Here is a 16,308-nt window from a genome sequence, read left to right on the forward strand (position 1 = left end):
CAAGTGTTACAGGTTGCCGCGGGCTTCCTGCTCCCGCTCGATCGCCTGGAAGAGCGCCTTGAAGTTGCCCTTGCCGAAGCCCAGCGAGCCGTGCCGCTCGATCAGCTCGAAGAAGACCGTGGGGCGGTCCTGCACCGGCTTGGTGAAGATCTGCAGCAGGTAGCCGTCCTCGTCCCGGTCGACCAGGATCTTGCGGGCCTTCAGCTCCTCGATCGGCACCCGCACGTTGCCGATCCGCTCGCGCAGCTCCGGGTCGTCGTAGTACGAGTCCGGGGTGTCCAGGAACTCCACGCCGGCCGCCCGCATGGCGTCGACGCTGGCCAGGATGTCGTTGGTCGCGACGGCGATGTGCTGGGCGCCGGGGCCCTGGTAGAACTCCAGGTACTCGTCGATCTGCGACTTCTTGCGGGCCACCGCCGGCTCGTTGAGCGGGAACTTCACCTTGCGGGTGCCGCTGGCCACGACCTTGCTCATCAGCGCCGAGTAGTCAGTGGCGATGTCGTCGCCGATGAACTCCGCCATGTTGGAGAAGCCCATGACCCGCTTGTAGAACTCCACCCACTCGTCCATCCGGCCCAGCTCCACGTTGCCGACCACGTGGTCGACCGCCTGGAAGAAGCGCTTCGGCTGGATGCCGGCGTCGATCATCGGCTGCCGGTCCACGATCGGGCCGCGGGCCACGAAGCCGGGCAGGAACGGGCCGGTGTAGCGGGACCGGTCGACCAGGGTGTGCCGGGTGTCGCCGTAGGCGGCGATGGCGGCCATCCGGACGGTGCCGTGCTCGTCGGTCACCTCGTGCGGCTCGACCAGGCCGGTCGCGCCCTGCGCCGTGGCGTGCGCGTACGCGGCGTCCACGTCCGGTACCTCCAGCGCGATGTCGCTGACGCCGTCGCTGTGCTTCGCCACGTGCTCGGAGCCGGAGGCGTCCGGGCGCACCGCGCCGGTCAGCACGAACCGGGCCGAACCGCTGGTCAGCACGTACTGGGCGTGGTCCCGATAGCCCTGCTCCGGTCCGCGGTACGCCACGCAGGTCATGCCGAACGCGGTGGAGTAGTAGTGCGCGGCCTGCTTGGCGTTGCCGACCAGGAAGTGCACGTGGTCGAGGCCCTTGACCGGGAACGGGTCGTGGCTGATGTCGTGGTCGACGGCGCCGACGAGCCGGTCGACGTCGACCTCCTCGGTCGACGTGGGTCGGTCGATAGCCTGGGTCATCGCGGCCTCCCTTGCGTACCGGCCGGCCTCGTGGGCCGCCGTGACGGATGTTGTGGCGAGGATCGCCGGAGCGGGGTCGAGTGGGCAACTGTCCGCGTAATCGCTGGTCAGGTTGCACATTCGGTATGGTGTTCACTCATGAACGGTGGGCAGGATGTACAGCTGGACGAACTGGACGCGCGCTTGATCGAACTGCTCACCGAGGAGCCGCGGATCGGGGTGCTCGAGTGCTCGCGGCGGCTCGGCGTGGCCCGGGGCACCGTGCAGGCCCGACTGGACAAGCTGGTCGACCGGGGCGTGATCCGCGGGTTCGGGCCGGACATCGCGCCGACCGCGATCGGGTTCGGGGTGACCAGCTTCGTCACCCTGGAGATCAGCCAGCGGCACGGCCACGACCCGGTCACCGCCCACCTCGCGGCGATCCCCGAGGTGCTGGAGGCGCACACCATCACCGGCTCCAGCGACCTGCTCTGCCGGATCGTGGCCCGGTCCAACGCCGACCTGCAGAGGGTCATCGACCAGATCGTGTCGTCGGCCGGCATCACCCGGGCGTCGACCATCATCGCCCTGGCCGAGCAGATTCCCTACCGGACGCTGCCGTTGGTGCGCTCCGCCGCCCGCCGTTGAGGAAGGGCCCCTTATTAACGCCTGGTGTATAGGAAGTGCCCCCTCCTAACACCCGGCGCGGCAGAAAGCGCGGCGACACGGCGGCGCGGGCGTACGGAAGATCCCTGATCGTGGCTACCGTGTGCGTGTGGCGAAGGGGAGCGTTCGAACCGGGCTGGCGCTCGGTCTCGTCACGGTCGTCGCCCTGGCCGCCACCGGCGTGTGGAATCCGTTCCCGGCCGTCTGGGACTGGGTCGACCGCAGCGACCCCATCGCCGAGCCGGACGTGGTGTGGCAGCAGCGGGTCGGCGGCACCCCGCGCAGCGTGACCATCGCCGGCGACACGGTGGTGGTCGAGCAGCGGACCCGGGTGGAGGCGCGCAGCCTGGCCACCGGCGCCCAGCTCTGGGAGCGCAAGGCCGACTGGTCGGCGGTCGCGGGCGGCGACCGCGATCCGGTCGTCGCGGTGGGCAAGCTCCTGGTCAAGGGGTACGAGCTGCTCGACCCGGCCACCGGCGTGACCCGGCGGCGCGACGACGACGCGGTGGCCGTCTGGACGTACCGCAACCTGCTGCTCGACGCCCGCTGCACGGACGCCACCGACTGCACGCTCAGCGCCTGGGACCCGCGCGGCACGGTGCCACTGTGGACGGCGTTCCTGCCCGGTGTGCACAGCGGGCTGCTCGCCGACAACCCGGGTCTGCGCGGCACCCGCCGCCTCACCGCCACCCGCATCGACGACGGGGTGGCCGGGCCGGAGCCGGTGCCGCCGCTGCTCGGCTTTCCGGTCGACGGGCGGGTGCACGTGGTCGACACGGCCACCGGCCGGGTGTTGCAGAACGTCGAGCCCGGCCGGGACGAGCGGCTCTCCGTGGTGGGCGGCCGGATGCTGCGCATCGCCGCCCGGTCCCAGGACGGCACCTGCTACTTCGCCATCTCCGGGCGCGACCCGGCGACCGGGCAGGAGACGTGGCAGCGGGCCGGGGTCAACCTGCGTACCGCCGACAACGCCGGCTGCGCCCAGCGGGAGGATCCGCAGGGCGCGCGGAACGTGCTGATCGGGGTCGCCCCGGACGGCCGGGAGGCGGTCCTCGACGGGTACGACGGACGACTGCTCTGGGTGGGTGAGCAGGGGGCGAAGCTGATCGCGGTCGACGACCGGTACGCCCTGGTCCGGGCGGCCGACAAGCGGTCGGTGGTGGCCCGCGAGCTGGGCACCGACCGGGTCCGGTGGACCCGTCCCGCCACCGGCAAGGTCGGCGCGGCGCTCACCCCGTACGCGGCCGTCGTCGTCGACGAGAAGCCGTCCCGGCTGGTCGCCCTCGACCCGCGCACCGGTCGGGAGTTGGCCGCGCTGCGCACCTCCGCGAACGCCCTCGCGGTCGGCTCCAAAGGCATGATCATCGGCGAGGGGCGGGAGATCGGTTACGTCCGTTTCGGCGCCACCGCGGGCGATCCCGCCCGGCCTCCCGGCGACGGCGGCGTCCCCGCTCCGGGCGGCACCGGCGGCACCCCCGGCGACGACGACACCTGCGGACCCAAGCGCGAACTCTGCCCCGACCCGGCCGGCGGCAAGGACGGCTGAGCGGTGGCGCCGCCCGGTGCGTCGGGCCGCACGCGGGTGCGGCCGGTAGCCGGCGGGTGAGAGCGGCGTCCCAGGACCTGCCCGGCGGGTGGGAGCGATCGACCGGTCTGCCCTAGGCTTTCCGCTCATGAGCAGTGCCGCCTCGTTCTCGTACGCCCCCCTGCTACCGACCGGCCCCGACCAGACGGAGTACCGCCTGGTCACCGACGAGGGCGTCGACGTCGTACACGGTCCCGGGGGCCGCCGTTTCCTCACCGTGGAGCCGGCCGCGCTCACCGCGCTGACCGCCGAGGCGATGCACGACATCGCGCACTTCCTGCGTCCGGCGCACCTGGCCCAGCTCCGGTCGATCATCGACGACCCGGCCGCCTCGCCGAACGACCGGTTCGTCGCGCTGGACCTGCTGCGCAACGCCAACATCGCCGCCGGCGGGGTGCTGCCGATGTGCCAGGACACCGGCACCGCGATCGTGATGGGCAAGCGTGGCCGGCACGTGCTGACCGACGGCGCCGACGCCGAGGCCATCTCCCGGGGCGTCTACCAGGCGTACACGAAACTGAACCTGCGCTACTCCCAGCTCGCCCCACTGACCATGTGGGACGAGCGGAACACCGGCAGCAACCTGCCGGCGCAGGTGGAGATCTACGCCGAGGACCCGGACGGCCACCCGGACGCGTACAAATTCCTCTTCATGGCCAAGGGCGGCGGCTCGGCCAACAAGTCGTACCTCTACCAGGAGACCAAGGCGCTGCTCAACCCGACGCGGATGATGCAGTTCCTGGAGGAGAAGCTGCGGCTGATCGGCACCGCCGCCTGCCCGCCGTACCACCTGGCCATCGTCATCGGCGGCACCTCCGCCGAGTACGCCCTGAAGACTGCGAAGTACGCCAGCGCCAAGTACCTCGACGCGCTGCCCACGGCCGGCTCGATGAGCGCGCACGGCTTCCGTGACCTGGAGCTGGAGGCGGAGGTGCTGGAGCTGACCCGCAACTTCGGCATCGGCGCGCAGTTCGGCGGCCGGTACTTCTGCCACGACGTGCGGGTGGTCCGGTTGCCCCGGCACGGCGCGTCCTGCCCGGTGGCGATCGCCGTCTCCTGCTCGGCGGACCGGCAGGCGGTCGCCAAGATCACCCCGTCGGGTGTGTGGCTGGAGCGGCTCGAAACCGACCCGGCGCGCTACCTGCCCGACGTCACCGACGAGACGCTCGACGCCGAAACGGTCGTCAAGGTCGACCTCAACCGGCCGATGGACGAGATCCGCGCCGAGCTGTCCAAGTACCCGGTGAAGACCCGGCTGTCGCTGTCCGGCCCGCTGGTGGTGGCCCGGGACATCGCGCACGCCAAGATCGCGGAGCGGCTGGACGCGGGCGAGCCGATGCCGCAGTACCTGCGCGATCACGCGGTCTACTACGCCGGCCCCGCCAAGACCCCCGAGGGGTACGCCTCCGGCTCCTTCGGCCCGACCACGGCCGGCCGGATGGACGCCTACGTCGAGCGGTTCCAGGCCGCTGGCGGCTCGCAGGTCATGCTGGCCAAGGGCAACCGGTCGGCCCAGGTCACCCGCTCCTGCCAGCAGCACGGCGGCTTCTACCTCGGCTCGATCGGCGGCCCCGCCGCCCGGCTCGCCCAGGACTGCATCAAGCACGTCGAGGTCCTGGAGTACGCGGAGCTGGGCATGGAGGCCGTCTGGAAGATCGAGGTGGAGGACTTCCCCGCCTTCATCGTGGTCGACGACAAGGGCAACGACTTCTTCGCCGAGGTGACCAAGCCGGTGCTGACCGTCGGGCGCCGCTGATCCCTGGACGACGAGGAAGGGGCGCCGGGCGGTCAGCCCGGCGCCCCTTCCTCGTCCGTGGTGCACCGACATCGGTGCGCCCGCGCCGCTGAGGACGAACGGGCGCACCGCCCCCGTCGGATGCCGTCACCGACAACCCGGAACGAGTCTGCGGCGTGTCGCTGTCGATCCGCTCTCAGATCACTATCAGCGGATCGAGGCGATCCGTGACCACCGGGCTACTCTGCTGGAAGTTGCGCGACGCAGGCGGGGGAGTAGATGCGGTTCGGGATCCTGGGGCCTCTGCGGGTCGGCGGTGGCGAGGCCACCGTCACCGCCGGGCGCGACCGGATCGTGCTCGCCATGCTGCTGCTCCGGGCCGGCCGGGTGGTCCCCGTCGAGGAACTGCTCGACGCCGTCTGGGAGGAGGGCCCGCCCGCCACCGCCCGCGCCCAGCTCCAGACCTGCGTGTCGCGGCTGCGGCGCCGGTTCGTCGAACTCGGACTGTCCCCCGAGATCATCGTGACCGACCCGGTCGGGTACGGCGTGCGTACCCTGCCCGCCGATCTCGACGCCGAGGTCTTCGCCCGCAGCGTGGAGGCCGCCCGGGCTGCCGTCGCCGCCGGCCGGCTGACCGAGGCGCGCGAGCGGTTCCGCGCCGCCCTGGCGCTCTGGCGGGGGACGGCCCTCGGTGGCATACCCAGCCGCAGCGTCCGCCGCCGCGCACAGACGCTGGACGAGCAGCGCCTGACCGTGCTGGAGGAGTGCGTCGACGTCGAGCTGCACCTCGGGCAGGCCGCCGACCTGCTCGACGAACTGACCGAGAGCGTCGACCGGCATCCGTTGCGGGAGCGGCTGCGCGGCCAGTTGATGCTCGCCCTGTCCGCGGTGGGTCGGCAGGCCGACGCGCTCGCCGTCTACCGGGAGGGACGCCGGATCTACGCCGAGGAGCTGGGCATCGAACCCGGCGCCGCGCTGCAGGAGCTGCACCAGCGGGTACTCGCCGGCGACCTGGCACTCACCGGCGCCGAGGAGCGGTCCTTCACCCCCGTCCGGGCGCTGCCCCGGGCGATCAACGACTTCACCGGACGGCAGGAGACGCTCGCCCGGCTGGTGAAGGAGATCGAGGAGGACGACGCCCGGATCCAGCTCATCGACGGCATGGCGGGCAGTGGGAAGACCACCCTGGCCGTGCACGTCGCCACCGCGCTCGCCGACCGCTACCCGGACGCGCACCTCTTCATCGACCTGCACGGGCACAGCGAACGCGAGCCGGTGCCACCGGCCGCCGCCCTTGCCGCGCTGCTCCGCCAGCTCGGTGTTCCCGGCGACCGGATCCCCGCCGACACCGACGAGCGCGCGGCCCTGTGGCGGAGCGAGCTGTCCGGGCGGCGGGCGATCGTGGTGCTCGACAACGCCGCGAGCGTCGCCCAGGTCGCACCGTTGCTGCCCAACGGCCGGGACAGCCTCACCCTGATCACCAGCCGCCGCCGGCTCGCCGGGCTGGACGGTGGCAAGCCGTCGTCGCTGGCCGTGCTGGACCCGGAGGAGGCTGTGGAGCTGCTCGGCCGGGTGGCGGGCGTCGACCGGGTCGCGGCCGAGCCGGAAGCGGCCGCCGAGGTGACCGCCCGGTGCGGGTACCTGCCGCTGGCGATCCGGCTGGCCGGGGCCCGGCTCGCGCACCGGCCCCGGTGGCGGGTCCGCGACCTGGCGGACCGGCTGGCCGCCGGACGGGACACCCTGACCGAGCTGTCGGCGGGCGATCGCTCGGTCGGGCAGGCGTTCGCGCTGTCGTACGCACAGCTCGCCCCCGGCCAGCAGCGGATGTTCCGGCTGCTGGCGCTGCACCCGGGGGGCTTGTTCGACGATCGGCTGGCGGCGGCGCTCGCCGACCTGCCGCTGCCCGACGCGCAGGATCTGCTGGACAGCCTGGTGGACGCGCACCTCATCGACGAGCCGGAAACCGGCCGGTTCCGCCTCCACGACCTGATGCGCGAGTACGCCCGGCAGCTGGTGGAGACCGGCGAGACCGCAGCGCAGCGGACGGCCGCCACGGTCCGGATGTTCGATCATCACCTGCATGTGGCGTACGCCATCGCCAGCCGGATGGAGCCGGTGGCCAGCCGGTCCGTCCTGGTGTTGCCGGAACCGCCCCGGGCCGACCTGGTGTCGGCGTCCGTTGCGGAGGGCGTCGGCTGGTTCGACGCGAACCGGGCCGCGTTGCCGGCGCTGGTTCGGCTGGCCGCCGCCGAGGGGCAGCTGGAACGTTGCTGGCAGCTGGCCCGCACGTCCTGGTACTACCTCTACAAGTACGGCCACCTGGACGAGCTGGTGGACACCCACACCGTCGCGCTGCGCGCCGCCGAGCAACTCGACGACGCGGCGGCCATCGCCACCGTCCAGAACTACCTCTCCTCGGGCTACTTCCGCCTCGGGCGGTTCCCGGAGGCCATCGAGTTGATGGAGGTCGCGCTGCGGTTGCGCCAGCGCCTCGGTGACCGGCGGGGTGAGGCGACGGTCCGCCGGAACCTGGCCGTCGCGTACGGCGCGAACTGGCAGTTCACTCCCGCCATGGCCCACCTCGCCGCGGCGCTGGCGCTCGTCTCCCCCGGTGACCAGCCGGTGGAGGTCATCGCGATGCTCAACAACCAGGCGGTGCTGCTGCTGGCCTGGGGCCGCTACCCGGAGTCGCGGCTGGTCTCGCGGCGGCAGCTGCGCCTGGCCCGTGAGATCGGCGACATCAACAGCCTGTGCAACGCCCTCGGCCACCTCGGTGCGGTGCGGGCCCGGCTGGGCGACTATGCCGGCGCGCGCCGGTTCCTGCGGCTGGCGTTGCAGTTCAAGCGCCGGGAGGTCAACCGCTTCGGCGAGGGCGAGGTTCTCAACGAGCTGGGCACCATCGAGCGGATCCTGGGCCGGCCGGAGGCCGCCGCGACGCTGCATCGCGAAGCGCTCGCCGCGGTGACGAAGTCCGGGGACCGGATCGCCGCCTGCACCTCCCGCAACCTGCTGGCCCGCGCGCTCCTCGATCAGGGGGACGTGACCAGCGCGGTGGACCTGCACCGGCGGGTGCTCGCCGACGCCGTCCGGCTGGGCGCCCGGCACGAGCAGGCCCGGGCGCTGGACGGTATCGCCCGCTGCCTGCGCGACACCGACCCGGCCGCGGCCCGGTCGCACTGGACCCGAGCGCTGGCCCTGTTCCGCCAGGCCGAGTCGCCGGACGGGGACGAGGTGGCCCGGTGCCTCGCCGAGTTGGACTGACCGATCATCTGCGAGTCGGCGAGGAGCGCGGCAGGATGGTACGCGTGACGACTCCAGAGGCAACTGGTTACCGGATCGAACGTGACTCGATGGGCGAGGTGGAGGTGCCCGTCGAGGCGCTGTGGCGGGCACAGACCCAGCGAGCGGTGCAGAACTTCCCCATCTCCGGCCGGCCCATCGAGCCGGCCCAGATCCGGGCGCTGGCCCAGATCAAGGGCGCCGCGGCCGAGGTCAACGGCGAGCTGGGCGTGATCGACGCCAACGTGGCCGCCGCGATCGCCGCCGCCGCCGCGCACGTGGCCGACGGCGGTTACGACGACCAGTTCCCGGTGGACGTGTTCCAGACCGGCTCGGGCACGTCGTCGAACATGAACACCAACGAGGTGATCGCCACCCTCGCGGGCCGGGAGCTGGGCGGCGACGTGCATCCCAACGACCACGTGAACGCCTCCCAGTCCAGCAACGACGTCTTCCCGTCCTCGATCCACCTGGCGGCGACCGAGGCGGTGGCCCGGGACCTGCTGCCGTCGCTCGCGCACCTCGCCGAGGCGTTGGAGGGCAAGGCTGCCGAGTTCGAGACGGTGGTGAAGGCCGGGCGTACCCACCTGATGGACGCCACCCCGGTGACCCTCGGGCAGGAGTTCGGGGGGTACGCGGCCCAGGTCCGCTACGGCGTGGAACGGCTGGAGGCGACGCTGCCCCGGCTGGCCGAGCTGCCGCTGGGTGGCACTGCGGTGGGCACCGGCATCAACACGCCGCTCGGGTTCGCCGCCGCCGTGATCGGCAAGCTGCGCGAGTCGACCGGGCTGCCGCTGACCGAGGCGCGCAACCACTTCGAGGCACAGGGCGCCCGCGACGCCCTGGTGGAGACCTCCGGGCAGCTGCGGACCGTCGCCGTGGGCCTCTACAAGATGGCCAACGACATCCGCTGGATGGGCTCGGGCCCCCGCGCCGGCCTGCGGGAGTTGCGCATCCCCGACCTCCAACCCGGCTCGTCGATCATGCCCGGCAAGGTGAACCCGGTGGTCGCCGAAGCGATGCGGCAGGTGTGCGCCCAGGTGATCGGCAACGACGCCGCCGTCGGCTTCGCCGGCTCGCAGGGCGACTTCGAGCTGAACGTCATGCTCCCCGTGATGGGTCGCAACCTGCTGGAGTCGATTCGGCTGCTGGCCGCGGCCAGCCGGCTCTTCGCCGACCGGCTGGTGGTCGGCCTGGTCGCGGACGCCGAGGTGTGCCTGGCGTACGCCGAGGGCTCGCCGTCGATCGTCACCCCGCTCAACCGCTACCTGGGGTACGACGAGGCCGCCTCGATCGCGAAGGAGGCGCTGGCCAAGCAGACTTCGATCCGCGAGGTGGTGATCTCCCGGGGGCACGTGGCGTCCGGCAAGCTCACCGAGACCCAACTCGACGAGACCCTCGACCTGCTCAGGATGACCCACCCCTGACCGCGCGCGAGGCGTCACCCCCGGCATGAGCCTGTTGGGGAAGTGGCGTTGAGCGCTGCGCGGTGGCGGGCAAATCGGTCGACGCGGTTCGCTGGCGGGCGGGATGATCCGGAGATGGTGCAGAGTGCCCTTCCGGTCGACGCCCGCCCGCTTCCGTCGACTGAGCGGTTGCGGTTGCGGCGGCTCACGATGGCCGACGCGGACGCGCTGGTCGAGCTGGACGGCGACCCGGAGGTCATGCGCTTCCTGACCGGTGGCGCTCCCACCCCGCTCGCCGTGGTCCGTGACGAGCATCTGCCGAGGCTGTTGGCCCAGTACGAGCGGCACCCCGGCCTCGGCCGGTGGGCGGCGCTCGACCGGGAGACCGGCGAGTTCCTGGGTTGGTTCGCGCTCGACCCGTCGGCCGACGGCGCGGAGGCCGAGCTGGGCTACCGGCTGCGCCGTCGCACCTGGGGGCGCGGCCTCGCCACCGAGGGGTCCCGGGCGCTGGTCCGGTACGCCTTCGACACGGTCGGGGTGCGGCGGGTCTGGGCCCAGACGATGGCCGTCAACGGCCGCTCGCGGCGGGTGATGGAGAAGGCCGGCCTGCGCTACCTGCGTACCTTCCACCTCGATTGGGACGACCCGATCCCGGGCACCGAGCAGGGCGAGGTCGAGTACGAGCTGCGTCGGGAGGACCGGGGCGAGCCCGCTCAGGAGCGGCCGGCGGCCTTGCGGGCGCGGTAGGCGGTCACCGCCGCGCGGTTGCCGCAGCCGGCCTCGCAGAACCGGCGCGAGCGGTTACGGGACAGGTCTACCAGCACGTTGTCGCAGTCCGGGTGGTCGCAGACCCGCAGCCGGCCCAGCTCGCCCGAGCGGACCAGGTCGGCCATCGCCATCGCCGCCTCCACCGCGATCCGGGTGGCCAGCGGCGCGTCGCGGGGCACGGCGTGCAGGTGGTACGGCTCGTCGTCGTGCTCGATGAGCTGCGGCAGCGCCCGGTGCTCCCGCAGCAGCCCGTTGATCACGGCGACGATCTCGGCCGGTTCGGCGTGCCAGATCCGGCGCAGCCGGGGCCGCAGCTCGCGGACGGCGCGCAGCTCGGCGTCGGTGTGCTCGTGGCGCCCGCTGTAGGCGTGCGCGGTGAAGAACTCGTCCAGCGCGGCCACGTCGGGCAGCAGCTCGCCGTCCCCGCCGTCGGTGTTGACCAACGCGGCGGCGGCGATCAGCGCACACTCGGTGTCATGAGCGAACAGCAACTTGACTCCTGTCAGGGGGTACGCCTAGCGTCATGGGCACAAGCCTAGTTTGCCCATGACATCCCTGCCGTTCGCGAGGAGCCCCCATGCAGCAACGACCCGCCGCCGGTGCCGGGCTGGCGCTGCTCTCCGCGGTCACCTTCGCCACCTCGGGCAGCTTCGCCCGGTCGCTCATCGAGGCCGGCTGGTCGGCCGAGGCGGCCGTCGTCGCCCGGGTCGGCATCGCCGCCCTGGTGCTGGCGATCCCCGCCCTGCTGACCCTGCGCGGCCGCTGGGACGTGCTGCGCCGCAACACCAGCGCGATCGGCATGTTCGGCCTGCTCGGCGTCGCGCTCGCCCAGGTCTGCTTCTTCAACGCCGTCCGCTACCTGCCGGTCGGCATCGCGCTGCTGCTCGAGTACCTCGGCATCATCCTCGTGGTGGCCTGGATGTGGCTGCTGCACGGCCAGCGCCCCCGCCGGCTCACCGTGGCCGGCTCCGTCGCCGCGCTGGCCGGCCTGGCGTTCGTGCTGGACCTCACCGGCACCGAGGGCGTCGACCCGGTGGGCGTGCTCTGGGGGCTGGGCGCCGCCGTCGGCCTGGCCGGTTACTTCGTGCTCGCCGGGCGGGTTGACGCCCGCCTGCCCTCGGTCGTGATGGCCAGCGGCGGAATGGCCGTGGGGGCGGTCACCCTGTTCCTCGTCGGGCTCACCGGCCTGCTGCCACTGCGGGCCACCTTCGGCGAGGTGACCTTCGCCGGAGAGCGCACCAGCTGGCTGGTGCCCGTGGCCGGGCTGTCCCTGGTGGCCGCCGTGATCGCGTACCTGGCCGGGGTCGCCGGCACCCGCATCCTCGGTCCCCGGCTCTCGTCGTTCGTCGGGCTGACCGAGGTGCTGTTCGCGGTACTGATCGCCTGGCTGCTCCTGGACGAGCTGCCCACCGCCGTCCAGCTCCTCGGCGGGGCGCTGATCGTCGCCGGCGTCGCCCTGGTCCGCCTCGACGAGCTGCGCGAACCGGCACCTGCCCTGGAGCCCGCCCTGGAGCCCGCGCTGGCCGCCGACAGCCGGTGAGAGAGTGGCCGGCGTGCTGACCACCGTGGTGTTCGACGCCGACGAGACCCTGCTCGACCTGCGCCCGGCGGTGACCGGCGGGCTGGTGGCCGTACTCGAGGAGATGCGGCGGCTGACCCCGGCGGCCGCCGCCGTCTCCCTCGCGGACCTGGAGTCGGACTGGGGTGCGGTCTTCGGCGCGCTGAGCGCCGCGCCGGTCGCCGAGATCCGCCGGGCCGCGCTGGCCCGGTCGCTCGCCCGCGCCGGCCTGGAGGCCCACCTGGACGACGTCGCCGCCCTCTTCTTCGCCCGCCGTTTCGCGCTCACCCGGCCGTTTCCGGATGTGCCACCCGCGCTGGCCACCCTGCGCGAGCGCTACACGCTGGGCTTCGCCACCAACGGCAACAGCCGCGCCGAGCGGTGCGGGCTCGCCGGCGAGTTCACCTTCGAGGTGTACGCGCACGAGGACGGCCTGCCGAAGAAGCCGGCTCCGGAGTTCTACGCGGCGGTGGTCGCCGCCGCCGGGGTGCCGGCCGGCCAGATCGTGTACGTCGGCGACTCGTGGGAGCACGACGTGGTGGGACCGAGGCGGGCGGGGCTGCGGTCGGTGTGGCTCAACCGGCTCAACCTGCCCCGCCCGTTCGGGGAGGCCCCCGACGCTGAGGTGTCCACCATGGCCGGCCTGAGCCCGGCGCTGGCCGATCTGTCCGGGAATGTCGTCCGATCTGCCGGTGGAGCCGGCTGATCTACCAGGGGCGCTCGCCGATCCGTTCGTGGACGCGCGTCGATCTGCTTGCGGACGTGCGCCGATCTGTCAGAGACGACTCCCGACCTGGCCGGATGAAGCCGAGATTCACCGCCATAACGGACGTTCACCTGGCGGAAACCCCTGCGGTGTTGTGTGATGGCTGCCACGTCCCTCAACGAGAGGATTCGATGTGGTGAGCAAGCGCTTCACCGCCGGCGCCGTCGCGACCGCGACGGTGCTGGCACTCACGGCGGCGGGGATGGGTGTGCCGGCCAGCGCCGCGCCCGCCAGCTCCCGGACCTTCACGGTCGTCGCCGAGGACGGCGTCGCCGCCGACACGGCGGTCGCCGCGATCCGCGCGGCCGGCGGCACGGTGGTGTCCCGGTCCGACGAGGTCGGCATGTTCCAGGTGACCAGCGACCGGGCCGACTTCGCGGCACGGGCGACGGCCGCACCGGCCCTGATCGGCGCCGCCGAGCAGAAGGCGATCGGCCGCAAGCCGAAGCTGGACCGGGTCGAGCAGGAGAACCAGCTGGCGGCCTCGGCCGCCGCCGGTGCCGCCGCCAAGCGGGGCGCCAGGATGGACCCGCTCGACGACAAGCTGTGGGGCCTGGAGATGATCCGGGCCGACAAGGCCCGGAAGGTCGAGCCCGGTGACCGCCGGGTGACCGTGGGCGTGCTGGACACCGGCGTGGACGCCAGCAACCCCGACATCGCGCCCAACTTCAACTGGTCGCTGTCGCGCAACTTCGCGCCCGACCTGACCGACGTGGACGGCCCCTGCGAGGTGCCGAGCTGCCTCGACCCGGTCGGCACCGACGACGGCGGGCACGGCACCCACGTGGCCGGCACCATCGGCGCCGCCGCCAACGGCTTCGGCCTGTCCGGCGTCGCGCCGAAGGTCTCCCTGGTCGAACTCAAGGGCGGCCAGGACTCCGGCTACTTCTTCCTCGACCCGGTGGTCAACGCCCTGGTCTACGCCGGGCGCAACGGGCTGGACGTGGTCAACATGTCCTTCTACGTCGACCCGTGGCTCTACAACTGCACCGCCAACCCGGCCGACTCCCTCGAGGACCAGGCCGAGCAGCGGGCGATCATCAAGGCGATGAAGCGCGCGCTGGTCTTCGCCCACAACAGGGGCGTCACCCTGGTCGGCGCACTCGGCAACAACAACGAGGACCTGGGCGCTCCGCGGACCGACACCTCCAGCCCGGACTACGGCGCCGAGCCGTACGACCGGCCGATCGACAACGAGAGCTGCTGGGACCTGCCCGCCGAGGGCCCGCACGTCATCGGCGTCTCGTCGGTCGGCCCGTCCGGTAAGAAGTCGGACTTCTCCAACTACGGCACCGAGCAGATCTCGGTCGCCGCGCCGGGCGGCTGGTTCCGCGACGGCTTCGGTACCGACACCTACCGCAGCCCGGCCAACATGATCCTCTCCACCTACCCCCTCAAGGTGCTCCAGGAGGGGCCGATCTCGCCGACGATCCCGGACCCCCGGGTGGACGCCGACGGCAACATCGACCCCCGGGTGGCCAACGAGGTCTTCAAGCAGTGCAAGGCCAACGGTGAGTGCGGCTACTACACCTACCTCCAGGGCACCTCGATGGCGTCCCCGCACGCCGCCGGTGTGGCCGCGCTGATCGTCAGCCGGTACGGCAAGCCGCAGGGCCGGGGCGGCTTCGGCATGTCGCCGGACCTGGTGGAGCAGCACCTCTACCGCACGGCGGCCGAGCACGCCTGCCCGGAGCCGCGCCTGCAGCAGTACCGCAACGAGGGCCGGGACGAGACCTACGACGCGTACTGCGCCGGCGGCCTCAACTTCAACGGCTTCTACGGGTACGGCATCGTCGACGCCTACGCGGCGGTGAAGACGCCGCTGAAGCCGAACGCCCGACCGTAGGGCAACCCGTCGGGGCCCGGTCGACCACGGTCGGCCGGGCCCCGCTGTCGTCCGCGCCTGCCCCGTTGATCGACTCGGTTTCAGGGAAGTCGGGGTGTTGTGGTCCGGTGGACACCCCGACTTGCAGGATGTCGAGTTGACCTTGGCGGTAGAGGGCGGTGCGGGCGCTCGCGGCGTCCGGTCAGGCGTGCGTGGGCGGGTCGGGGGGCCTGCCGGGCGTGCGTGGGCGCGGGTCGGTGGGGCCTGTCGGGCGTGGGTGGTCCGGGGCGTCCGTCGTGGGTGAGTTCCTGCGGTCCGGGAGCCCTGCCGAGGGACGATCATCGACGCCAGCCGCGGGTGTCGAGCGCGGCGCGCACCTCGCGCAGCACCCCCGGGAAGTCGTTGTGCAGGCGGCGGCTCGTCACGTGCAGCACCAGCCAGCCCGCCCCGACCAGCAGGTTGAGCCGCCGACGGTCGCGGTGCAGTTGATCAGCGTCGGCGTGCCACTGGCCGTCGTACTCGACCGCGACCCGGTACTCCGGCCACACCAGATCCGGATGCAGGATGAGGCCGTTCGGCAGGCGTACCGGATGTTGGGCGACGGGACGCGGCAGCCCGGCCAGCACCAGCCGAACCCGTAGCTGCGACTCCGGCGGGGACTGCGCGCCGGGATCGGCCAGCTCGAACACCCAGCGCGCCCGCCGCCCACCGGGCCGGTCCGCGTTGCGGGTGGCCACCTCGGCCAGCGTGTCCCGGTCGGTCAGCCCCTGCCGCAGCAGCGCGTCGACGATTCCGACGGCGCGGACCGGCTCCAACCAGACGGCCGTCTCCCAGGCGGCCCGGCCGGGGTCGGTGCGGGGGATGATCCCGGAGCATCGAGGCGACCCATCGCCCTCGGCGGCACCCGGTCGTTGGCCGGCCCCTACGAGGCGCCCACCGCTGGCCTGTGCGTCGGCTGCTGTTGGTGCGACGAAGTCTCCGGCGTGCACGCGTAGGCCGCGCTGGGCGCCGACCCGCAGCGACCGGGGCACGAGGACGTGCACCTCGCCGAGGAACGCGCTGGCGTGCTCCACGCCGTGCAGGTAGGCGGCCGACGGGCCGGCGATCACCACGCCGGGTGGCAGTCGGAGAAGGGCGGCCCGGCAGGTGAGGGCGTGGTCCCGGTCCAGCCGTGCGTCGGCGTAGATGTCGTGGCGCAGCCGCACCCAAGCGGAGCTGCGCAGCTGATGCTCGGTGAGCAGGCCCCGCAGGACCGCGTCGGAGCCGCGGAAGACCTGCCAGGCCAGGGCGTCGGGTCGGTGCGGGCGTGGCGGCATGTCGAGCAGCGTGCCCGCCGCCGACGGGCCGCCGACACCCCTGTGGACAACCCGCAGGGACCTCCCGCCGACCCCCTGTGGACAACCGTTCGCCGCCCGGGCGCTGTGGTATTGGTGATCGACTCGGCTTGCTGGAAGTCGGGCTGTCGGCCGGGCTTGGCCTCAAGTGGTTGTTGCAACGGGGTGGGCTCTCATGAGATGAGGGGTCGTGCC

12 protein-coding genes are annotated in these 16,308 nt (G+C 72.6%); 9 read left to right on the top strand and 3 right to left on the bottom strand.

All coding sequences use genetic code 11. The features are described from left to right. Window positions 1–6: 6 nt before the first annotated feature. Window positions 7–1,212 carry a 4-hydroxyphenylpyruvate dioxygenase gene (hppD, locus tag ACFOW4_RS17980; RefSeq protein ID WP_377529122.1) on the bottom strand — a complete coding sequence of 402 codons (1,206 nt, stop codon included), beginning with the start codon at window positions 1,210–1,212 and terminating at the stop codon, window positions 7–9. A gap of 138 nt (window positions 1,213–1,350) precedes the next feature. Here hppD and ACFOW4_RS17985 point away from each other — a divergent pair, with 138 nt between their 5' ends. The 6 genes from ACFOW4_RS17985 (at window position 1,351) to ACFOW4_RS18010 (ending at window position 10,609) form a co-directional block, all read left to right on the top strand. Next, window positions 1,351–1,839: an Lrp/AsnC family transcriptional regulator gene (locus ACFOW4_RS17985; protein ID WP_377529125.1), complete on the top strand. Its 489-nt coding sequence runs from the start codon at window positions 1,351–1,353 to the stop codon at window positions 1,837–1,839. Between the two features lie 154 nt (window positions 1,840–1,993). After that, a complete protein-coding gene (locus ACFOW4_RS17990; protein ID WP_377529154.1) occupies window positions 1,994–3,403 on the top strand; it encodes a hypothetical protein in 1,410 nt (469 codons plus the stop codon). Window positions 3,404–3,530: 127 nt separating this feature from the next. Then, the gene (locus ACFOW4_RS17995; protein WP_377529127.1) at window positions 3,531–5,198 is read left to right on the top strand and encodes a fumarate hydratase; all 1,668 of its coding nucleotides are present in this window, start codon (window positions 3,531–3,533) and stop codon (window positions 5,196–5,198) included. Window positions 5,199–5,456: 258 nt separating this feature from the next. After that, entirely contained in the window at window positions 5,457–8,438 is a 2,982-nt protein-coding gene (locus ACFOW4_RS18000) for a BTAD domain-containing putative transcriptional regulator (protein ID WP_377529130.1), read from the top strand. Between the two features lie 35 nt (window positions 8,439–8,473). Continuing rightward, a complete protein-coding gene (locus ACFOW4_RS18005; protein WP_377529132.1) occupies window positions 8,474–9,883 on the top strand; it encodes a class II fumarate hydratase in 1,410 nt (469 codons plus the stop codon). 114 nt (window positions 9,884–9,997) lie between these two features. Continuing rightward, on the top strand, window positions 9,998–10,609 hold the full coding sequence (locus ACFOW4_RS18010) for a GNAT family N-acetyltransferase (RefSeq protein ID WP_377529135.1): 612 nt from the start codon (window positions 9,998–10,000) through the stop codon (window positions 10,607–10,609). Here the strand turns inward: ACFOW4_RS18010 and ACFOW4_RS18015 are convergent. Then, window positions 10,576–11,121 (bottom strand): CGNR zinc finger domain-containing protein, encoded by a 546-nt coding sequence (locus ACFOW4_RS18015; protein ID WP_377529136.1) that lies wholly within the window; start codon window positions 11,119–11,121, stop codon window positions 10,576–10,578. The two genes, ACFOW4_RS18010 and ACFOW4_RS18015, sit on opposite strands and share 34 nt — an antisense overlap. An 86-nt stretch (window positions 11,122–11,207) precedes the next feature. Here ACFOW4_RS18015 and ACFOW4_RS18020 point away from each other — a divergent pair, with 86 nt between their 5' ends. From ACFOW4_RS18020 to ACFOW4_RS18030, 3 genes are all read left to right on the top strand, one after another. Next, window positions 11,208–12,170: a DMT family transporter gene (locus ACFOW4_RS18020; protein WP_377529138.1), complete on the top strand. Its 963-nt coding sequence runs from the start codon at window positions 11,208–11,210 to the stop codon at window positions 12,168–12,170. 13 nt (window positions 12,171–12,183) lie between these two features. Further along, window positions 12,184–12,894: an HAD family hydrolase gene (locus tag ACFOW4_RS18025; protein WP_377529139.1), complete on the top strand. Its 711-nt coding sequence runs from the start codon at window positions 12,184–12,186 to the stop codon at window positions 12,892–12,894. A gap of 196 nt (window positions 12,895–13,090) precedes the next feature. Next, window positions 13,091–14,800: a S8 family serine peptidase gene (locus tag ACFOW4_RS18030; RefSeq protein WP_377529141.1), complete on the top strand. Its 1,710-nt coding sequence runs from the start codon at window positions 13,091–13,093 to the stop codon at window positions 14,798–14,800. Between the two features lie 317 nt (window positions 14,801–15,117). Here the strand turns inward: ACFOW4_RS18030 and ACFOW4_RS18035 are convergent, their stop codons facing one another. Then, complete coding sequence (locus ACFOW4_RS18035; protein ID WP_377529143.1) at window positions 15,118–16,095, bottom strand: DUF559 domain-containing protein; 978 nt, start codon at window positions 16,093–16,095, stop codon at window positions 15,118–15,120. Window positions 16,096–16,308 lie beyond the last annotated feature (213 nt).

The sequence above is a fragment of the Micromonospora sp. GCM10011542 genome (genome assembly GCF_042650685.1).
Lineage (GTDB): Bacteria > Actinomycetota > Actinomycetes > Mycobacteriales > Micromonosporaceae > Micromonospora.